Source organism: Maribacter sp. TH_r10, assembly GCF_033101095.1.
GTDB lineage: Bacteria > Bacteroidota > Bacteroidia > Flavobacteriales > Flavobacteriaceae > Maribacter_A > Maribacter_A luteus.
The window spans coordinates 75069-97787 of the sequence record NZ_JAWMPY010000001.1 but is presented as its reverse complement, the minus strand read 5'-3'; the positions used below and the strand labels follow the sequence as shown (position 1 = coordinate 97787).

The 22719-nt window shown below is 40.8% G+C and carries 15 protein-coding genes; 11 read left to right on the top strand and 4 right to left on the bottom strand.

Going from position 1 to position 22719, the window contains the following annotated elements; translation table 11 throughout:
- Positions 1–30: 30 nt before the first annotated feature.
- Complete coding sequence (gene nirB, locus R3X28_RS00385; RefSeq protein ID WP_317661577.1) at positions 31–2544, bottom strand: nitrite reductase large subunit NirB; 2514 nt, start codon at positions 2542–2544, stop codon at positions 31–33.
- Between the two features lie 125 nt (positions 2545–2669).
- Here nirB and cobA point away from each other — a divergent pair, with 125 nt between their 5' ends.
- From cobA to R3X28_RS00340, 9 genes are all read left to right on the top strand, one after another.
- The gene (cobA, locus tag R3X28_RS00380) at positions 2670–3443 is read left to right on the top strand and encodes a uroporphyrinogen-III C-methyltransferase (RefSeq protein ID WP_317661575.1); all 774 of its coding nucleotides are present in this window, start codon (positions 2670–2672) and stop codon (positions 3441–3443) included.
- Positions 3444–3694: 251 nt separating this feature from the next.
- Positions 3695–5083: a CmpA/NrtA family ABC transporter substrate-binding protein gene (locus tag R3X28_RS00375; RefSeq protein WP_154364626.1), complete on the top strand. Its 1389-nt coding sequence runs from the start codon at positions 3695–3697 to the stop codon at positions 5081–5083.
- A gap of 43 nt (positions 5084–5126) precedes the next feature.
- On the top strand, positions 5127–6227 hold the full coding sequence (locus tag R3X28_RS00370; RefSeq protein ID WP_317661572.1) for an ABC transporter permease: 1101 nt from the start codon (positions 5127–5129) through the stop codon (positions 6225–6227).
- A gap of 20 nt (positions 6228–6247) precedes the next feature.
- On the top strand, positions 6248–7087 hold the full coding sequence (locus R3X28_RS00365; RefSeq protein WP_282055477.1) for an ABC transporter ATP-binding protein: 840 nt from the start codon (positions 6248–6250) through the stop codon (positions 7085–7087).
- Between the two features lie 17 nt (positions 7088–7104).
- Entirely contained in the window at positions 7105–7929 is an 825-nt protein-coding gene (locus R3X28_RS00360) for an ABC transporter ATP-binding protein (RefSeq protein WP_317661569.1), read from the top strand.
- Between the two features lie 32 nt (positions 7930–7961).
- Complete coding sequence (locus R3X28_RS00355) at positions 7962–9266, top strand: alginate export family protein (RefSeq protein ID WP_317661567.1); 1305 nt, start codon at positions 7962–7964, stop codon at positions 9264–9266.
- A gap of 131 nt (positions 9267–9397) precedes the next feature.
- A complete protein-coding gene (locus R3X28_RS00350; RefSeq protein ID WP_411556585.1) occupies positions 9398–10108 on the top strand; it encodes a response regulator in 711 nt (236 codons plus the stop codon).
- Between the two features lie 161 nt (positions 10109–10269).
- Positions 10270–13797, top strand: coding sequence for a molybdopterin-dependent oxidoreductase (locus R3X28_RS00345; RefSeq protein WP_317661563.1), 3528 nt, complete (start codon positions 10270–10272; stop codon positions 13795–13797).
- Positions 13798–13825: 28 nt separating this feature from the next.
- On the top strand, positions 13826–15271 hold the full coding sequence (locus R3X28_RS00340; protein WP_317661561.1) for a rubredoxin: 1446 nt from the start codon (positions 13826–13828) through the stop codon (positions 15269–15271).
- A 131-nt stretch (positions 15272–15402) separates the two neighbouring features.
- Here the strand turns inward: R3X28_RS00340 and R3X28_RS00335 are convergent, their stop codons facing one another.
- The 3 genes from R3X28_RS00335 to R3X28_RS00325 are packed head-to-tail and all read right to left on the bottom strand — an operon-like array spanning position 15403 to position 19847.
- On the bottom strand, positions 15403–17832 hold the full coding sequence (locus R3X28_RS00335; protein ID WP_317661559.1) for an ABC transporter permease: 2430 nt from the start codon (positions 17830–17832) through the stop codon (positions 15403–15405).
- Between the two features lie 22 nt (positions 17833–17854).
- The gene (locus R3X28_RS00330) at positions 17855–18550 is read right to left on the bottom strand and encodes an ABC transporter ATP-binding protein (protein ID WP_317661557.1); all 696 of its coding nucleotides are present in this window, start codon (positions 18548–18550) and stop codon (positions 17855–17857) included.
- A 52-nt stretch (positions 18551–18602) separates the two neighbouring features.
- The gene (locus R3X28_RS00325) at positions 18603–19847 is read right to left on the bottom strand and encodes an RND transporter (RefSeq protein ID WP_317661555.1); all 1245 of its coding nucleotides are present in this window, start codon (positions 19845–19847) and stop codon (positions 18603–18605) included.
- 161 nt (positions 19848–20008) lie between these two features.
- On the opposite strand from R3X28_RS00325, the gene R3X28_RS00320 reads away from it, so the two are divergent.
- Together R3X28_RS00320 and R3X28_RS00315 are read left to right on the top strand one after the other, a co-directional pair.
- Entirely contained in the window at positions 20009–21367 is a 1359-nt protein-coding gene (locus R3X28_RS00320) for a sigma-54-dependent transcriptional regulator (protein WP_154364605.1), read from the top strand.
- Between the two features lie 6 nt (positions 21368–21373).
- Positions 21374–22705: a HAMP domain-containing sensor histidine kinase gene (locus R3X28_RS00315; RefSeq protein ID WP_317661553.1), complete on the top strand. Its 1332-nt coding sequence runs from the start codon at positions 21374–21376 to the stop codon at positions 22703–22705.
- Positions 22706–22719: the final 14 nt, after the last annotated feature.

Genomic DNA, 22719 nt, shown 5'->3' with positions numbered 1-22719 from the left:
TTTTGGACAGTGAAAAGGGGATAAGCCTTTTTATGCCCATTCCTTTGGCATTTTTTGTTCTCTTAAGGCTACAAATTCAATATTGCTATCGGTTTCGTCAGAATTTACGAAATGGGTATAACGTTCCCGAATTTCGGGGGTTTCCACAGCTTCTTTCCATTCGCATTTATAAGAATCGACCAAAGCTTGCATTTCTTGGTCAAGTTCGTCGGCGATGCCTAAGGAATCATTGATGACCACATTTTGCAGATATGTGATTCCCCCTTCCAGTTTTTCCAACCATGGGGCGGTACGTTGTAAGGGCTGTGCGGTTTTAATGTAGTACATGATAAAGCGGTCTACATATTTTATGGCGGTGGCCTTGTCTACCTTTTCGGCCAATAATTCGGCGTGTTTAGGGCTGGCCCCCCCATTTCCTCCGACATATACGTTCCATCCTCCTTCTACGGCAATAAAACCGAAATCCTTGCCTCTTGCCTCGGCGCATTCACGGATACATCCGGATACCCCGCCTTTGAATTTATGGGGGGAGCGAATGCCTTTGTAGCGATTTTCTATCTCTACGGCAAAACTCACACTCTCATCCATACCATATCTACACCATGTTGAGCCTACGCAACTTTTGACGGTACGTAACGATTTTCCGTAAGCTTGTCCGGTTTCAAACCCTTCTTTTATCAAAGCTTCCCAAATTAAAGGCAGTTCATGTAGTTTAGCTCCGAACATATCTATACGTTGTCCTCCCGTTATTTTCGTGTATAGGTCATATTTCTGGGCAATACTCCCAATAGCGATCAGTTGCTTTGGGGTAATCTCTCCGCCTGCCACCCTAGGTACAACAGAATACGTTCCGTTACGTTGGATATTCGCTAAAAACCTATCATTGGTGTCTTGTATCGTTTCTTGTCGGTTAGCTGTCTCGTTATGTAGACTGGCGAATATGGCCGCAATAGTAGGCTTACAGACTTCACATCCATGCCCCGTGCCCACGGCATCCAATAGCTCATAATAATCTTTAATATCCCTGAGTTTTACGATATCGAACAGTTCTTGTCTTGAAAAGTCGAAATGTTCACAGATGCGCTCTTTAACCGTTTTTCCCAAAGTCTTCAGACTTTCCTTTACTAAATCGGCGACCATCGGTTTGCAGCCTCCACAACCCGAGGTGGCCTTGGTAGCTTTGGCCACGGCTTTTACGGTCTCGTTCCCATCTTCCAAAACGGAACAGCAAATGGCCCCTTTGGTTACCGCTTCGCAGGAACATATGACGGCGTCATCAGGGAGGTCCATTGCACTACCGAATGGTGAGCCACCTTCACCTCGCGCCCCTACGATCAATTCTTCGGCGTTCTCTGGAAGGGGAATGTTGTTCAGGTACATTTGGTGTAGAATACTATAATCTTCAGCATCACCTACCATTATACCTCCCAACAGTGTTTTGCCATCATGGCTTACATTAATACGTTTATATACGCCTTTTGTTTTGTTCTCGTAAATTATGGAAAGGCCTTTATCGGCGGGCATATAAGGAATGCCGAAACTAGCGACATCCACACCGATTAATTTCAGTTTTGTTGACATGTCTATATGCTGTTGCATCAACACCTCTTTTTGAAGAATTTGGTTCACGGCCACTTCTGCCATTTCGTATCCAGGGGCCACTAGGCCATAAATCATTTGATTGTAAAGGGCAACCTCCCCTATAGCGTAGATATTAGGGTCTGAGGTTCTCATTTTGTCGTCTACGACTATACCACCACGCACTCCCATTTCCAAGTTGCAGGTTTTTCCTAACTCGTCCCTAGGTCTGATTCCGGCCGAAATGACCAACATATCTACGTTTAGCATGTCATCTTCCCCGAAATCCAAACCGGTAATGGAACCGTTGCCTAGTATTTTATTGGTAGCTTTTCCTAAATGAATATTCATACCAGTAGATTCCAAGGTCAGTTTTAGTACATTGCTACTTCTACTGTCCAATTGTCTGGGCATCAACTTTGGGGCATATTCCACAACATGTGGCTCCAATCCCATGTCCATAACCGCTTTACCTGCCTCCAAACCTAAAAGTCCACCACCAAGAATGGCCGCTTTACCAATTTTATTCTCTTTCTTTATTTTTTCGGCATATGACAGCATGGATTCAAGGTCTTCGATGGTACGGTATACGAATACCCCTTCTTTTTCCACTCCGTTTATCGGGGGCACAAAGGGTACTGAGCCTGTGGCCAAAACCAAATGGTCATAAAAGAATTCTTGATCACTGGCGGTCGTTATCGATTTTTTGGACCGATGAATATCGGTTACCCTTTCGTTTACTATGAGGTCTATATTGTTTTCGGCATACCAAGTTAATGGTGCGAGCTCTAGGGCTTTTGCATCTTGGTTTTCAAAATATTCACTTAAATGTACCCGATCATAGGCTGCACGAGGTTCTTCCCCGAATACCAATAGTTTAAACTGTTTGCCTTCTTCTCGGGAAACCAATTTCTCGCAGAATTTGTATCCGACCATTCCATTGCCAACAACTATAATAGTTTTCATATGCTTTTGATTTAAAACTAAAGTACAATAATACGTAAAAATACGTATAAACTAAGTAGTTATATGAAAATAATTACGTATTCTTGTTGTAGAATTCTAAAAATAACATTTAAAGAATTGTACTGATGAAAATAAGGAACGAGTTAAAAGTAAGTTTGGTAGGTGCCGGCCCGGGGAGTGAAGACCTCATAACTGTTAGGGGTTTGAGGGTTTTACAAAGTGCTGACGTTGTTTTGTACGATGCTCTTGTCAGTGATGGGTTACTTTCCTTGATAGATTCGGATATACCTAAGATATACGTAGGTAAACGATGCGGTAAACACTCCTTTACACAGGATGACATTAATATAATGATTGTGGAAAATGCATTTAGGTTCGGTCATGTAGTTCGATTGAAAGGGGGTGATCCTTTCGTATTCGGAAGGGCATTGGAGGAAATTGAGTATGTGGAATCCTTTGGTATACCTGTTTCTGTTGTCCCTGGGGTTTCGAGTGCGCTTGCTGTTCCTGCCAGCCAAGGGATGCCCATGACCCTCCGTGGTGTAAGTAGTAGTTTTTGGGTGATGACCGCAACCAAACGAGATGGTTCTTTTACCGAAGATTTGAAATTTGCCGCGCAGTCTTCTGCCACCATGGTCATCTTGATGGGGGTTCGTAAATTAAAGGAAATCGTTGATGAAGTTAATAAATACAGGGGTTCATCAACCCCCATCGCTGTTATTCAAAATGGCACCAAAGCCAATGAGAGTTGTGAAATCTCCAGTTTAGGGAATGTGGATAATATAATAGGTGTCATAGATGTGACACAAGCTGGAATAATTGTTATTGGGGAAGTTGTAGCAAAACACCCGACTTTTTTCGAAGAAGAAGTTCAGCGTGTTTTACATTCAAATATGTAGTGCCTGATAGCTATATTACGTATTTATTTGAAAAATAGCTCATTTTATGTTAAGGTCAATTCTTCAAGGATATTAAAAATATAATTCTGGATGTGTATTTTCATCAATCTGAAAAAATAATGAATTGATTTTATCCAACTTCGTAAAAATCACCTTTAATTTTAATATTCTACGCAGATATACGTAAAAATACGTAGAAATACGTAAGTTTGAATCGATATTAAAATTAATAACCGGAAAAACTATTCACTATGAAAATGAATTTTAAAAAAATATCACTTCTATTGTCTACCGCTCTTCTTATGGTTGCTTGCGGGGGAAAAGAAGCAAAAAAAGCACAAACGGCTTCTGAGGTTGAAGATGCGGTCGCTTCAAAAACCAAAATGTTGGATATAGAAAAACCACAACTTACTTTCGGATTTATCAAATTGACCGATATGGCTCCTTTGGCCATTGCCAAAGAAAAAGGGTTTTTTGAAGATGAAGGGCTTTTTGTTTCCGTAGAGGCGCAATCAAACTGGAAGAACGTATTGGACCGTGTTATTGATGGCCAGCTTGATGGTTCCCATATGTTAGCGGGTCAACCTATTGCTGCCGGTGCTGGGTTCGGAAGGCAGGCCAAATTGGTCACACCTTTTTCAATGGATCTAAACGGAAACGGTATTACCGTGTCTAACGATGTTTGGTCTAAAATGAAGCCCAATGTTCCTAAAGACGGAGATGGAAAAACCATTCACCCTATTAAAGCAGATGCCTTGAAACCGGTGATTACGGAATATAAGAATAGTGGTAAGCCATTTAAAATGGGTATGGTTTTCCCGGTTTCCACGCACAACTATGAAATACGATATTGGTTGGCTGCTGCGGGTATACATCCAGGTATGTACACCGCCGATAATGTTCAAGGACAGATAGATGCTGAGGTGTTGTTGTCCGTTACACCACCGCCACAAATGCCTGCCACTTTGGAGTCGGGTACTATCTATGGCTATTGTGTAGGTGAGCCTTGGAACCAACAAGCCGTTTTTAAAGGGATTGGCGTTCCGGTGACCACGAATTATGATATTTGGAAGAACAACCCAGAGAAGGTATTTGTAATGACCAAGAAATTCGTTGATGAAAATCCGAATACCGCCATAGCAGTGACTAAAGCACTGATTCGTGCAGGAAAATGGTTAGATGAACCTAGTAATAGGGCAGAAGCGGTAAAAATTCTTTCTATGTCACAATACGTTGGTGCCCCGGAAGAAGTATTGGCGAATTCGATGACCGGTACTTTTGAATTTGAAAAAGGGGACAAACGTGAAATGCCCGATTTTAATGTATTCTACAAGTACAATGCCACATATCCTTTCTATTCCGATGGTATTTGGTTCTTGACACAAATGAGAAGATGGGGACAGATACCTGAAACAAAATCGGCAGCATGGTATGGTGAGACGATTAAAGATATTTACAGACCCGATATTTGGAAGAAAGCGGCGGATTTGTTAGTGGCCGAAGGGCAGATTCCTGCTACTGATATTCCAGATACCGACGGATTTAAACCAGCAACTTCGGATTTTATCGATGGCACCACTTTCGATGCCAAAGATCCTATAGGTTACATCAACAGTTTTTCCATCGGAAATAAGGATTAAGACTTACCCATAGTCGGACAAATCGAATCAAAAGTATAATATTATGAAACAAGACATCACTTTAAAGAGAGAAGGGCAGTTCCTGGCATTTTTGAAACCTTTGGTAGGTAAGTTTACCCCTAATTTTCAGAGAATGGATATCATGGGGTCTCTCAAGAAAACCGTAATTACCATATTCTCCGTACTTGTGTTTTTAGGTTTATGGCATTTGGGATCCAAGGCACTTTACAATAAAGAGGCCAATTTCAAAATAGAGAAAGCCTTGAATGAACAAGGCGCTGTAGCTGCTGAAGCGGAACGGGCCTGTATAGCTTCCGGTGATAGTAGTTGTCAGCCAAATACATTGCCTTCCCCACTACAGGTGTGGGCTTCTTTGCAATCTTTGATCGCTGACCATAAGGTGATAACCGCCGATAAAGCGGCTTTCGTTGAAAAGATGTCGGAAAGGAACGCACAATTAATTGCCCAGGGTAAAGATTCCATTGTTTATACCGGAAGGGCATCGTTCGTCGACATCGTATTAACGAGTATAAAAACGGTGTTCGCAGGGTTCTTGTTGGCACTTTTGATTGCGGTCCCTATCGGAATCGTTATCGGTTTGAGTCCGTCTTTGCGGAGCGCCTTTAACTGGTTTATCCAGATTTTTAAACCAGTCTCCCCTGTTGTATGGTATCTGTTGGTTTTTATGATCGTAAAAACATTGTACATAGGTGACAGCTCTGACAATGCCTTCGTAATCTCGTTTATAAGCGTAGGTTTATGTGCAATGTGGGCAACATTGGTCAATACGGCCATGGGCGTTTCTACGGTTGACAAAGACTATATCAATGTAGCAAAGGTCTTGAAGTTGGGTACTTTCCAAAAGATATTCAAGGTTATTTTGCCATCTTCATTACCATTGATATTTACGGGATTACGGATAACCCTTTCCGTGGCATGGATGGTGTTGATCGCCATTGAGCTTTTGGCACAAAGTCAAGGACTGGGACTTTTTGTGTGGGAAGAATTCCAGAATGGGGCCAATGATTCCAACTCCAAGATTATCGTGGCCATGTTCGTCATAGGTATTATCGGTTTTCTGTTGGATCGATTGATGTTGGCCATTCAGAACATGGTCTCTTTCAATAAGAACGAATCAGTTTAAACCTTATAAACAATATTCAAATGGCCTATTTAGAACTGAATAATATATATAAAACCTATGGGGAGGGGGATAGCAGTACAGAGGTGCTGTCTAACATTAACCTTTCTATTGAGGAAGGCGAATTCGTTGCCATCGTCGGTTTTACCGGAAGTGGAAAAACAACATTGGTGAATCTGATCAATGGACTTTTAAAACCTACAAGCGGGGAGGTCTTGTTCAAAGGACAACCGGTGGTAGATACCAGTCATGAACGTGGGGTTATTTTTCAGAATTACTCTTTATTGCCTTGGTTGACCGTTGGTCAGAATGTGTTTATGGCTGTAAAGGAAGCCTTTCCAAAAGAAAACAAGACTTTTTTGAAACAACGGGTAAGTGACTATGTAGCGATGGTTGGTTTGTCTCCGGCCATTAATAAAAGGCCGAAAGAACTTTCGGGAGGAATGCGACAGCGTGTTGCTGTTGCCAGGGCTTTGGCCATGAATCCCGAAATGATCATCATGGATGAGCCTTTAGGGGCCCTGGATGCTTTGACAAGAGGAAACCTACAAGATGAAATATTGAATATTTGGAGTCAGGACAAGCGTACTGCATTATTGATAACCAATGATGTGGATGAGGGTATTTATATGGCCGACCGCATAATTCCGTTGAAACCAGGGCCTAATGCAACATTGGGGCCGGAGTTTAAGATCGATATAGAACGTCCACGGGATAAGACGGCATTGAATGACAATCCCAATTTCAAGAAAACAAGAAATGCCATCATAGAATATCTGATGGATATCGGGAATGAGCGTAAGTCGGTTTCACAAAAGGAGTATGTGTTGCCGGATATCAGTCCAAAAAGTTTTGTAGCCTAAAATTTAAAAAAATTAAGATGAGCACAGAAAACACCCTCGAGACAGTAACGGTTCAGAATGGTATTTTTTATTCTTCCCAAGTTATGTTGGATCTGGCCAAATTAAAAAAAGTATATCCTACCCCAAAAGGCGACTATGTGGTGTTGGAAGATTTGGACCTTCAAATCATGAAGGAAGAATTTGTTACCATAATAGGTCATTCAGGTTGTGGAAAAACTACGATGCTATCAATGATTGCAGGACTTAATCCTATCTCTGGAGGTAACATAGCAGTATTGGGAAACCCTGTAAAAGGCCCAGGTCCGGATAGAGGGGTTATTTTTCAATCCCCCAGTTTAATGCCTTGGATGACTGCCTTGGAAAATGTTCTTTTAGGCGTAAACCAGGTCTTTAAACATGCCACTAAAACACAACGAAAAGATATTGCCAAATATTATTTGCATAAGGTGGGTCTGGAAGGCGCATTCGATAAGAAAGCCATTGAACTTTCTCAAGGTATGCAGCAACGGGTAGGTATTGCCAGGGCATTTGCAATCAAACCGAAGGTGCTGTTATTGGACGAGCCTTTCGGTATGCTCGATTCTTTGACCCGAGGGGAGTTACAGGATATTTTGATTGAAATTTGGAACAAAGAAAAGATAACCGCCGTTATGATCACACACGATGTGGATGAGGCCATATTCCTGGCAGATAGGGTCGTAATGATGACCAGTGGCCCACGAGCAAAAATCGGCGATATATTGAATATTGATTTTGAGCGGCCACGTACTCGAAAATCCGTTTTGGAACACGACGATTACTATAGCTATAGAAAGCACTTGATCGACTTTTTAGAACATTAACCAACAACCTAACTTTTTAATAAAATAAGATTATGAAAAAACAGTACACTCTTATATTCCTATTATTCCTATCGGTTCAATTCACTATGGCCCAGTTTACTTTAGACGGGGAGTTTAGGCCACGTGCGGAATACAGACATGGTTTTGGAAGTATAATTCCTGATGCGGCCGATGCGGGTTTCGCGATTTCAAGCAGATTACGGTTGAATGCAGGATATGAATTCGAATCCTATAAGTTTTATATGAGCTTACAGGATGTTATGGTTTGGGGAGAAAATAGACAGTTGAAACCAGAAGACAGTAATAACTCTTTTTCAGTATTTGAAGCTTGGGCCGATATAAAATTGGGTGAAGGATTCTCTACCAAACTTGGGCGCCAAACTTTGGTATATGATGATCAGCGTATCTTAGGTTCGGTCGGTTGGGCCCAGCAAGCACGTAATCACGATGCGGCTCTCTTGCGTTATAACAAAGGAAATTTTATGATGGATGCGGCTTTGGCCTTCAATCAGGATTTCAGTACTACGACCGGTAATCCAGGAGGTTTCCAATCAGTGGGCACGGCCTATAATACCACAGGGTTCTTTTCCTATAAAACCATGCAATACCTTTATTTGAAGCAAAAATGGGATACATTTTCGGCCAGTGCGTTGATCATGAACAATGGATATCAGAACTTTACTGGTGATGAAGCCCAAGTTGCCGATGGGGTCAGTAACCTTTTAACAGTAGGAGCACACTTAAATTATAAAAAAGGTGCTTTCGGAGCAGCTTTCAATGGTTATCTACAGAGTGGTGAGCGGCAAAATAGCGTTGATGTGGGCGGAGCATATTTGTTGGGACTGGATCTTAACTATAAAGTTTCTAAAGGAGTTGTTTTGGGATTGGGAGCTGAATTGATAAGTGGTAACGATACGGGCACCACGGATAAGACCGAGGCATTTTTCCCTCTTTTTGGTACCAACCATAAATTCAATGGTTTTATGGATTATTTCTACGTAGGTAACCATGCGAATTCCGTAGGATTGACCGACGTTCATGCTAGTGCCAAATTTACTTTGGGTGAAAAATCCAGCTTGTTGGTCAAAGTGTTGAATTTTAGTGGGGACCAAGAATTACCAAGTGGTGAAAAATCATTGGGAACAGAGCTCGATTTGGTGTATTCCCAAGGTTTTAAGGGTTTTGGCTTGGCCATAGGGTATTCTCAGATGTTCGCAAGCGATGGTATGTATGAATTAAAAGGTGTTACCGAGGATGCTGCAGCAGGAAGTCAAAATTGGGCTTGGGTACAATTGACCGTAAAACCTAAATTCCTGAATACGACCAAAAAAGATTAAGATAGGAGAACCTTAATTATTTTGATTCGATAGGCTATCATGACCTTTTTTGGTTGTGGTAGCTTTTTTTTTTGAATAACTATCCTATCTGTTACCACACTTATTTAATTGGAAGTAGTTTGATTACCATAATGCGAACATTTCTTATCTTTGTACGTATAACTACTTGCATATTGAATCAAACAACCATAGTTTTAGTAGACGACCATTCTTTGGTCAGGGACGGCATAAAGGCTCTTCTGGAAAGTGAACAAGATCTTAAGGTTATCGGTGAGGGTGCTGATGGTGCCGAGGCCATAACATTGGTAGAGCAGAAGAAGCCGGACATACTCGTCGTGGATATACGCATGCCCAAAATGACAGGTATCGAAGCTGTTGAAAGACTTAATAAGTTGAATTCCGATGTAAAATGTATTATACTTTCCATGCATGATTCTGAGGAATATATATTACAATCTGTGGCTGCCGGGGCAAAAGGCTATTTACTTAAAGACACAGGAAAGGCAGAGTTCATAAAAGCTATCCATACGGTTCGCGATGGTGGTAAATACTATAGTGGTGATATTTCCAATGTTTTGGTGAATAATCTACTGAACCCTACGGCCAAGATTTTGGAAAGTCCCAAAAAAGCAGTTCGTACAAGTAATCCTTTTGATTTGACCAATAAGGAAATCCAAATATTGGAATTGGTGCTTTCCGGGCTTACCAACAAACAGATATCCGAAAAATTGCAGAATAGCAAGCGTACCGTTGAAACCCATCGTTTTAATTTAATGAGAAAGATGGAAGTTAAAAATTTGATGGACTTGTCCAAAAAGGCCAAAGCATACAATTTAGTTTAAACTCATTTTCTTCATTCATTAGGAAATAGTCTATTCTAAGCCTATATTATTATCAAACCCTTAGAATAAGTCCGTACTTTTATTATAAAAACTACGTATTAATACGTATTTTTTGTATTTTGCTTCTTGAAATTTGATGTTTATCATCAAAATAATTTGCAATGCTAAAAAAGAAGACAGAAAAGACCATTTGTTCCTATTGTGGTGTAGGCTGTGGTATTTTGGTTGATGTTGATGCCAAGGGTACCATATCGGTAACGGGAAATCCCGATTACCCAGCTAATAAGGGTATGTTGTGTTCAAAGGGGAGAAATCTAAATTATGTTGCACAAGATACTACTGATCGCATACTTTATCCTGAAATGCGATGGAGTAGGAACCATCCCATGCAGAGAATTTCTTGGGATACGGCTTTTGAGCGTGCAGCGGCAGTTTTTAAAAGTATTATCCAAAAGCATGGTCCCGATAGTGTTGGTTTTTACGTTTCGGGTCAATGTTTGACCGAGGAGTATTATTTGGCCAATAAAATCACCAAAGGTTTTATAGGAACGAATAATATCGACACCAACTCCCGCCTGTGTATGAGCTCGGCAGTGGTAGGTTATAAAAAAACCGTTGGCGAAGATTCCGTACCCATTTCCTATGAAGACATTGAACTTGCCGATTGTTTTTTGATCGCTGGGGCAAATCCGGCATGGTGCCACCCTATCTTATATCGTAGATTGGAACAACGAAAAGCGGATAACCCGCAGGTAAAGGTCATCGTGGTCGACCCGCGGAAGACCCAGACAGCCGCCGCGGCGGATCTGCATTTGCAAATTCTTCCAGGAACAGACGTTATTTTGTTCAATGCCATTGCCCGATGGTTGATTGAAAAACGAAAAATCGACAAAAATTTTATAAAAAAGCATACCGTCAATTTCGAGGCATGTAAGCAAAGTGCCTTTACCCTTTCCATACGCCAAGCAGCTGAAAAATGTGGGGTAGCCATATCCGATATCCGGAAAGCTGCTGATTATATTGGAAACGCAGGTAAGTTTATCAGTATGTGGACCATGGGTTTAAATCAAAGCGTTATAGGGGTTGATAAAAATGTAGCCTTAATGAACCTGTCCTTATTGACCGGGCAGATCGGAAAACCGGGTTCTGGCCCTTTTTCATTGACCGGGCAGCCCAATGCCATGGGAGGAAGGGAAGTTGGGGGTATGGCCAGTCTCTTGGCGGCACATAAAGATCTGGGCAATCCCAGTCATAGAAAGGAAGTTGCCGAATTTTGGGGAGGTAAGGAAATTAAACAAGAACCGGGTTATACGGCCACTGAAATGTTCGATGCACTTGAAAAAGGTAAACTAAAAGCAATTTGGATCATTTGTACCAATCCTGTAGTGAGTATGCCCAATGCCCATAAAATAGAAAAGGCATTGAAAAAGGCCAGTTTTGTGGTTGTTCAGGATATTTCACATAACGCGGAAACAACCAAATATGCGGACTTGCTCTTGCCAGCTGCCGGCTGGTTGGAAAAAGAAGGGACCATGACCAATTCGGAAAGAAGGATAAGTCACTTGCCTAAAGTGATAGACGCTCCGGGTGAAGCAATGGCAGATGTAGAAATTCTATGGTGTTTTGCGAAAGCCATGGGTTTTGAAGGTTTCGATTACAATAATGCCAGTGAGGTGTTCGATGAGCATTGCCTACTTACAAAGGGCACGAATATCGATATCTCCGGTTTATCGTATGATAGATTAAAGAACGAAGGGAGTTTTCAATGGCCCGTACCCCACCCGACGCACAAGGGTACGCCTAGACTGTTTACAGACTTTCAATTTCATACAAATGATAAAAAAGCACATTTCAATGCCCCGAAAAAGCTTTATAATACTTCCGAGGAAACCGATGCGGACTATCCGTTGGTATTGACTACAGGTAGGGTTAGGGATCAATGGCATACACGTACGAAAACAGGAAAAGTCAAACGTCTCCTTACACATATTCCGGAACCGTATTTGGAAATGAATAAAGTAGATGCCTATTTGCGTAATTTAAAGGAGGGGGATATTGCCGTAATAAAGAGTAGAAGGGGACAAGTACAGGTAAAAGTGAAGGTCAATTATGATATCAGGGAAAATGTGGTTTTCTTACCCATGCATTGGGGAAAAGTATTGAACAATGATTTCGGTAGGGCAAATAACATAACGAACGATATTGTGGATCCCATCTCAAAAGAACCGGATTTTAAGTACTGTGCCGTTCAAGTTTCAAGTTTTGTAAAACCAAAACAAAAGATAGTCGTTGTAGGTGCCGGTGCTGCGGCCTATCGCTTTATTCAATCGTATCGGGAGAAAGATTCGCATGATGAGGTGCATGTGTTCTCAAAAGAGAAAGACCCGTTCTACAATCGGGTATTATTACCCGAATATGTTAGCGAGGAACTTTCATGGGAAGCTTTGGAAAAACTAAAAAAAGGGGAAGTTGCAAAATTGGGGGTCACCTTGCATTCAGGAGTTGGAATTATCGACATAGACGCTACGGATAAAACGGTTACCGACTCTAATAATGAAAAGCATAATTATGATATTCTGGTCATGGCTACGGGTAGTCGTGCTTTTGTGCCCAATGATGTACAAATGGATAGGCCCGGACGATTTACCATGCGCGAACGTACGGATGCCGATAGGTTGAGGCAATATTTGCAGAATACAGGGCTTCCGTCAGAAAAACAGCACGTTGTAATCGTAGGTGGTGGCTTGTTGGGTCTGGAATTAGCTGCGGCCCTTAAGAAAATAAATATAAATATCAGTATTGTTCAGCGTGCACCGAGATTAATGGAGCGGCAACTGGATAGTGTGGCCAGTAGACTTTTGGCCGAAGATGTTTCGGAAAGGAACATCAATCTATATTTCGACAATGAAGTCAGTACTGTTTTTGAGGAAAAAGGGAATGCGTTCAATCTACTGGTAAATCTTAAAACAGGTAGAACCTTACAATGTAATGCCATTGTATATGCCATAGGAACACGACCGAATATTGAGTTGGCCAAGGTCGCCAAATTAAACACAAGAAGGGGGGTTGTGGTAAATTCCTATTTACAAACCAGTGATCCCGACATTTTCGGACTTGGTGAAATCGCGGAGTTCGAGAATTCACTTTTCGGAATCACATCTGCGGCAGAACAACAGGCAGATATTGCCGCGAATTATATTTTAGGCGATTTCAGTAGTATTTATAAAGGCTCCGTGCTGATGAACATCCTAAAGTTCGAAAACCTTGATCTGTGCAGCATAGGTATGGTGAATGCCCCAAAAGAAGATCCCGGTTACGAGGAAATAATCTTAATGGATGTTAGTAAGCGCTTCTATAAAAAATGTATCGTAAAAGACGATACTTTGAAGGGTGCTATCTTAATGGGGGATAAAAACGAGTTTCCCGAATTTAAAAGATTGATTGAAGAGGAAATTGAACTTTCGGAAAAGAGGAACGAACTTCTTAGAGGGGCGACGAATACCGTTTCTTTAAAAGGGAAATTGGTCTGCTCTTGCAGCCAAGTGGGTGAAGGTAACATTGTCGATGCCATTTTGGGCGGGTGTTCCGATTTTAAGGAAATATGTTCGCAAACCGGAGCAGGGTTGGGCTGTGGAAGTTGTAAACCCGAAATAAAGGCTCTATTGGATAAGGAATTGAGTCTAAAGTAAAAAAAGTGTAAACCTAAAGGGAAGAAACATGAAAGACGATCTGCATCGCGTACTTTTAAAAGGAGGGGTTACATCCCCAGGAGAGTTGAAAGACATTATATCAATGCTTGAAACCGCTGGTTTAAAAGAAGTACATTTTGGGTCACGGCAAGACCTGTTGTTCCCTTTAAAAGAATATAAGGAGGGGGAAAAACTAGAGAATCTATCGAAATTCAATACGGATATTGTTGTTGATAGGGGGTATCAGAATATCGTGAGTTCCTATGTTTCCGCCGATGTATTCGACATGACCTATTGGTTAAAAGGCTCTACATACTTATATATTTTAGAGGGATTTGATTATCTGCCCCAATTAAAGATCAATATTACCGACCCAAAACAACGTTTGGTACCACTTTTTAGCGGCAACCTTAATTTCATTGCTTCCGAAAGTGAGGATTATTGGTATTTGAATGTAAAACTACCGCATTGGCAGAGCTCGGCCTATTATCCCGTTTTGGTCTATAGTTGGGATATGGTCACCATTTCTAAAACCATTGAAACTATTTATGAGGATATTTCTGATGTAGACGAACTATTCTATGTGTTGAGCAAGAAAATAGACACGAACAATAAAACAGTGGACAAACCATTGATCGTACCCTATCTTACCTTCCCTTATTATGAGGGTATGAACCGGATGGGAATTGATCAGTATTGGTTGGGATTATACTGGCGGAATAATAAATACGATCTTTCTTTCCTAAAAGAGTTTTGCGGATTTTGCTTGGACAATAGCATAGGGAAAATTTGTATTACCCCATGGAAATCGTTCATTGTAAAAGGAATCAAACAGAATAGTCGACCTGAATTGGAACGTTTTTTGGGCCAATGGGGAATAAATATAAGGCACTCACAATTAGAGATGAACTGGCATGTGCCGGTAGATGATTCTGAAGCCTTGGAACTCAAGAAATTCTTGGTACGTAGCTTCGACCAAAATGATATTAGTACTTACGGACTTACTTTCGGTATAAGTAACGATGTAGGGAAACGTTCACATTTTGCGTCGATTATCATTGAAAAGAATAGTGCTCCGACCCTAGTAAAGGATTTTGAGATCAGGCCAACTTATAATGTACTTCACTTCGAAAATTTTGATCCTAACAGTCAAAAATATCATGCTTATGCCCAAGATGTTGATAAAATTGAACTACCCGGACTACTCATGGAACTGAGTAAAAAGTATTTTGAACAACTAGGAAAGGCCAATGTTCAAAAAGAACCACAGGAAAAGAAAGAAGAGAAAATAATCCGATCCGTATACCAGTGCACCTCATGTTTTACAGTTTATGACGAATTCTATGGAGACGAAAAAGCTGGAATACCCAAGGGCACGGCCTTTGTTGATTTACCTGAAGACTACCATTGTTCTGTATGTGAAGCCCCAAAAAAAGAGTTTGATGTTGTTGAACTTCACATGGAAGGGGTGTAAGTATCATCTAACTGATTTTAAAAATAATTTCTCAAAAAGAATAAATAAAGGGAGGCTAATTTGCGTCCCTTTATTTAATGCATACGCTAAAAAAGTCGGCTACAGAATTAGGGTTGATTCATAAAACCGTATTATTCATATTTGAGATGGGAAACCAGATCCAACTTTAGGGCTTTTGCCGCTTGGGCCAGAATGATGGCTATGGTCAAAGTCAGCATGATAATAGGGGTAATAAGAAAGGGTGCCAGTGGAATATCGATGCGATAGGCAAAGTCTTGCAGCCATCTATTCGATAGGTAAAATGAGATGGGGAGGGCAATGAATAATGCGATTATGGTGATGAGAATAAAGTCCTTGATGAGTCCGAACACCAACTCTTTTTCCGAGGCTCCCAAGGTTTTTTTTATGGCCACTTCCTTATAACGCAGTTGAACGGTGTGCGAGGCAATTGCGAACAACCCAAGCAATGAGATGAAAATCATCAGTATGGAGAGTCCGGTCACCAGTTTTTCCAATCGTTCGTGTTTGGAGAATAGTTCGGCAAAATTCTGGTCAAGAAACTCATATTTAAACGGAAAACGGGGTTCAATACGAGTCGTCCAGAATTTTTCGATCTCGTTCAAGGTGGTTTTCATGTCCTGGTTGTTCAATTTTATCATTACAAAGGACGGTTTGCCCCAATCCCCATTATCACCTTTAAGATAGTTCATATATAAGGCAGGGTAGGCGCCTTCGTCAAACCCTTTGGAGATATAATTATCGACTACGCCAATTATGGTACCTTTATAGCCCCAATAGGAAACCTCTGTGCCAATAGGGTTTTCAAATCCGAATTTGTCCACCAATTTTTTGTTTACAATGATTTCATTCAAGAGTAAGGTATCCCCATCTGAATTCATTATGAATTTTGATCGATCCGTCTGCATCCAATCTTGAATGAAGTTTTTTCCTTCAGAAAGTTTTATGTCCATGGTGGGAAAATAGTCCGCATCGATAAAATGCATATCGGACTGATAGTTCAGTTCACGGTAATCAACATTTGAATTTGATCCATATCCTGCATAGGTACCTGGGGGCCTTGTGGTAGTGGCCACCCTTTCAATTCCGTTCAGTTTGGTGAGTTCCTGTTTGAATGTCTCCAACTTTTTCCAGGTTTCCCCCCCATTCTGAATGCGTATGAATAGCATTTGGTCTTTGTGGAACCCGAGATCCTTATTGTTCATATAATCCAATTGTGATTTTATGATGAATGCGGAAATCAGAAAGATCGCGGAAATACAAAATTGGAAGATGATCATCGTCTTTTTAAGGGTGTTTCCGCTTTTTGAACGCCCGAAATTACCTTTCAACACTTTTACCGGATTGAAGTTTGAGAGGTACATCCCAGGGAAAATGCCGGCAATAAAGACGAGTAACCCAATAATGCCTAACGCCCAGAACCACTTGTTGTACGGGTCAAGGATTTCCAATTCGGTGTTCATTAGGCTGTTGAACATGGGTAGAAGAATTTCTACCAGCGCCAAAGAAATTACGATGGCGAATAGGCATTGCAGGGTAACTTCAAAGATAAACTGCAATACGATTTTTGTTTTACTGGTGCCTAGGGTTTTTCGAACCGCAACTTCCTTGGCCCTTTGTGTTGAACCGGATATGCTCAGGTTTATAAAGTTGATCGAAGATATTACCAAGATAAGGAATGCCAATAAGGAAAGAATGAAAATGGTATTTGCCCCTTTGCCCTTATGGGCCTTTGAGAATAAGTGGATATCCCCTAAATTTTCTATCGACATTCGTTCTTCCTTCCCTTTTAGGTATTCTTCCCAAGAAATCCCCCAAGATTTATAGGTGTTTTCATCATAGAATTTATCGAATTTGGAAATGAAGGACCCAATATCGGTTCCGGGATGTAACTTGAATAGGGCCGTATAGTTGAAGTTGCCCCAATGGTCCATATTGTCGGTTTTCTTTATCAACTTTAAGATTGCAGGCTGGGTTTCACTGGGATAACCTTTGGTCGTATACACCCCGGTTATGAGGTACGTTATAGGTTCGTTTCTGAAGAGGGCTTCTATTGTTTTGCCAACGGGATTGGTGTCCCCAAAAAGTTCAAAGGCGAATGTATCGCTTAAGACAAGTTCATTCTCGTTTTTGAAAAGGTTCTCTTTTGTCCCATATTTAAATGGATAAGGATAAAAATCAAAGAAATTGGGAGTGGTACCCATGGCTCCTTTCATCAGTTTTTTTCCATCGGAATTAAAGAGAATGCTTCCCATCCAATTCATCATCATGGCATCTTCCAATTCAGGGAGTTGTTCTTTGGCCGTTTTTACCATGATGCCTGGTGAGGTGGTCCATACTTCCCCATTGTCGAATAGGCGAATGGGTCTGTATATATGCTCTAGGTTGGGATTCCATTTTTCATAACTCAATTCTTTGCTCACAAAAAGAATGACCATGATAAAACAGGTGATTCCCAAGGTAAGTCCAAGGGTATTGATGAGCGGGTAGAGTGGTCTTTTTTTTAGGTTCCAAAGGAAGATCTTAAGCCAGGAATTAATCATGAATGTTCGTTTTTTGATTGATTTAGATGATTTCTATTTGACGTTGATTTACTTTTTCGCCAACGATTATGCCATCACGCAGTGTTATGATTTTACTTGAAAAGCCAGCGTCGTAACTTGAGTGTGTCACCATAATGATGGTAGCACCTTGCGTGTTCAGCTCAGTCATTAATTCCAAAACCTCATTGCCGTTCTTACTGTCAAGGTTACCCGTGGGTTCGTCTGCCAAAATGAGTCTGGGTCTGTTTACCAATGCCCGGGCTACCGCGACGCGTTGTTGTTGGCCCCCTGATAGCTGTTGTGGGTAATGTTTGCTTCGGTGTGAAATATTAAGACGTTCCATGGCTTCCTCAACCCTGATTTTACGGTCTGCCTTGCCAATTTTATTGTAAATAAGGGGCAGTTCAATATTTTCATAAACACTTAGTTCGTCGATCAAATTGAAATTCTGGAACACAAAACCAATGTTCTGCTTTCTGAACATGGCACGGTCCCTTTCCTTTAATCCGAACATTTCCTTTTCTAAAAAAGAATAGCTACCCGTGTCAAAGGAATCCAAGAGACCTATAATGTTCAATAAAGTGGATTTTCCACATCCCGAGGGCCCCATAATGGCCAGAAATTCACCTTCTTTGACTTCGAGGGAAATATCATTTAAGGCTGTGGTCTCTACTTCCTCCGTGCTATAGGTTTTACTTAAATTTTTAAGGTGTATCATAATTGAATGGTTCTAACTGATTGATGAATGTTTTATACTGTTTTTTGGTTTCTTAGTTTAATGCCAGTACATCTTTGTCCTTAAAGTCGTCATAGGATGAGGTAATTACCCTGTCACCTTCGACAAGGCCCTCCAGTACTTGGTAAAAGTTGGCATTGGCCTTTCCAATGCTTATTTTCCGCTTCTTCGCAGTATTGTCATTGGTTAACACAAAGACATATTGTCCGCCCGATGATTGGTAAAATGAGCCCTTGGGAAGCAAAAGTGCCTTTTCTTTTTTATTGGATAAATAGATCTTAATGGGCAGTGTCATTCCCTGTTGTATGGTTTCGGGTGCTTTATCCTCGAAAACGAGTTCAATATCAAATTTGCCATTGATGACCTCGGCTACTACTTTTTCAACCTTTAGATGATATTGTTTATCGTTAAATTCCAAGAGGGCCATTTTTCCTGTTTTCAATTGATTGAAGTAATACTCATCGGCCCGAACCAAAAGTTTATATCCATCCTGCATGTCTACTTTTCCAATAAGTTCCCCTTTGTTATAGCTCTTTCCCAGTAAAGGGTTGAATGAAGATAATAGTCCGGTTGCGGGGGCTTTAACAATGAAATTTTCTTTGTTCTCTCGCAATTGTTCCAGGCTTTTTTCCATTTTTTCTATAGAGGCATTGATCAATCGTAACTGGGTTTCCCTATCCTTTTGTTCATTTTGCATGTATTTTTTGGTATTCTCTTGTTGTTTCCCTTGGAATTCGAAAGTCTCCTTTGATTTTAGATAATCATTTTTTGATATTACCCCTTTTCGGTACAATGTGGTGTCCATACGGTATTGTCGTGCCGCATTGTTGAAATTGTACGACATTTGAATAAGGTCCTTGTCCAGGGTCATTTGTTGGTTCTTAATCGATATCCGGGTGTTTCTGAGATTATTGATCTGTTCGATTATCGCTGTTTCCTGGGTGAGATAACTAAGTTCGGTATTGGGGTTGTAAAGTTCAAGTAAAAGTTCCCCTTCTTTGATAAGTGCACCATTTTGCCCGTGTATCTTTTTGACCGTGCCACTCTCAATAGTGTTTATTTGAAGGGTGTTCAGGGGTTGTACCTTTCCGTTGAAGAGGGCCATATCCTCAAAAGAATCATATTCCACGGTTTTTATACTTACCCTATCCCTGTCAATCGTTACTTTGTTGCCGGCTGCCAATGCCGACCATAATAGCAGGCATAATAAAATGGTAAGTAGGGTATACAGGAGTATGCGTTTGAGAGGATTTTTTTTATGTTCGATCTTTCTGTCCATTAAGGTAATTTTTTCAACTTATCTTTAGCGTATATCATGCCAAAGGAAACAGAAGCTGTTAAGTAGCTGTAAATCAGTAGATAAAATTTTTTAACAGACAAATAAGTGTCCGTTTTCGGACACTTATTTGTACGATATCGAACATATCATTAAAATTGAATATGGGAAAAAAGAAACATACATTGTTATTGGTCGATGATGACCCGGACATCCTTTATTCCCTAAAGCTATTCTTAGGTCGTTTCTACAGTGAGGTTATTACCCTGTCAGATCCCAAGAAGATTATGTCGACCTTAAGTCAATCGGTGGTAGACTTGGTGTTGATGGACATGAATTTTAGAAGGGGGGAACAATCGGGAAACGAAGGGCTTTATTGGTTAAAACGTATCAATGAAGTTTCCCCGGAAACGGTAGTTGTTCTTATGACGGCCTATTCCAGTGTTGGTCTGGCTGTTGAAGGGATTAAACTAGGGGCATATGATTTTTTGTTGAAACCATGGGACAATGATAAACTTTTGGTGACCATTGATGGGGGTATTGCCCAGAGAAAATCTAAGAAACAAGGGGAAAAGTTCAAAAAGATAACCACCTCGTTAGATATTGATGGCCATAGGGTAATCGGAACATCAAAGACATTTAAGGAAGTGGTAAATATGGCTGAAAAAGTTGCTGACACCAATGCCAATGTACTACTGTTGGGGGAAAATGGAACAGGGAAATACGTTGTTGCCAAGATGTTGCACAACCTATCCTCGAGAAGGGATAAGATTTTCGCACATGTTGATCTTGGGTCATTGAACGGTAATCTTTTCGAGAGTGAATTGTTCGGTTATGCAAAAGGCGCTTTTACCGATGCCAAAGAGGATAGTATAGGACGATTTGAATTGGCTGATGAAGGAACCCTTTTTTTAGATGAAATCGGTAACTTGCCCATACACTTGCAAACCAAACTATTGGCAGTACTTCAAAACAGGAAAGTGGTACGTTTAGGGGAGTCTCGGGAACGAGCGATCGATGTCAGGATAATCTGTGCGACCAATATGGATCTACATGCTATGGTAGAACAGAAAGAATTCCGTCAGGACCTTTTGTATCGCATCAATACCATGGAGATACTTGTGCCGCCCCTTAGGGATCGTGTGGATGATATTCCGTTATTGGCCACTTTTTTCTTGGAAAGGAATAAGAAAAAATATCAAAAGGGGAAGTTACAATTTTCACCCGAGGCCATTGAGGCATTAAAGAATTACAGATGGCCGGGAAACGTTAGGGAACTCGAGCATATGGTTGAGCGGGCGGTGATTCTTTGTGATGAAAATGAGATATCGGAATCCGATCTGCATTTTGGCCCCCAAAGAAAAAAGGAAAATTTAATTGCAAGCCTTAATTTGGAGGAGACCGAAAGAATGTTGGTGGAAATGGCACTTGAAAAGCACCAGGGCAATGTCACCAATGCCGCAAGGGATTTAGGTATAACACGTGCAGCACTTTATCGCCGCATGGATAAATTTAAGCTGTAACCTACCATGCGAAAACTAGGTATTTCATTTATTTTATTGGTTGGGTTATCCCTTGCACTTACCGTTTGTGGAACGATCTTGGTCATGAAAGGATATCCATTCGTGGCCTTATTGGTCTTTGTATTGGCCATTTCGGCAGCCTATTCGTTTTTCGATAAAACCAAGGAAACCTTACTTCGAACGTCACAGACTTTACAGGCAATGGTACAGCAGGATCTCTCAGTAAAGATCCCTAAAAGCAAGCTCACCAAGAACATCGCGAAACCATTACAGGAACTCTTGGTGCAATCGCAGGAGACAAGGGCCCAGTCAGAATCAATGAAGTTGGTATACGAATCGATTATCGGGTCGATGGATACAGGGATATTGATTTTGAAGCAAGATTCGGAACGGATATTTTTTTCGAACAAAGCATTTTTCGAAATACTTGAATTACCACAGTATACCAATTGGTCAATGGCCAAGAAATATTTAAATGCCTTTGAAAAATTTTTGAATGAAGAAAGTTGGCGGAATTTAAGGGATGTTATCACATTGAAAATAAATGATAAAGAGGAAGTTTTTAGTTTGCGAACCTATACTTCCGAAATTTATGGCAACCGTTATCTCGTCGTAAATCTTGATCCCATTCAAAATATCATGGATCGCACGGAAAAGGAAGCTTGGTTTAATCTGATGAAGGTAATGAGTCATGAGATCATCAATACCATAGCCCCAATAACATCCTTGACCAATAACCTTGAATTTTTGATTGGGGAAGAAAGTCAAGGAGTGGGGGAGCACCAAAAGGATATAGAGCAGAGTCTATTGACCATAAAAAAAAGAACTTTACATCTTCTGGATTTCATTGAGAATTACCGACTCTTGGCAGAACTGCCAACACCCAAGCCCACTTGGTTCGTTATAGAGGAACTTTTTAGGCATAGCAAGACGTTCCTCTCCGGATTATTGAAAGAAAAGGGAATCCAAGTCGAGATTGATTTAGTGACAAAATCTTTACGTCTGTATGCAGATAAAAACCAGTTGGAGCAGGTGTTAATCAATTTAATGACGAATAGTGTTTATGCACTGCAAAACAGTGAACATCCCAAAATTTCGTTGAAAGCCTATCGGGCAAATACGTCAACGATCATTGAAGTAAGCGATAATGGCCATGGTATAAAAGATTCGATCAAAAAGGAGGTTTTCGTTCCTTTTTTCACGACCCGAAATAATGGTTCTGGTATTGGCCTAAGCCTGAGCAGGAATATTATGAACGCACATTATGGGACGATCAGCTTCCATTCCATTGGGCAATCAACCACATTTAAATTGACATTTAAGAATCAGGTGGATTAAGGTTATCCTAGGAT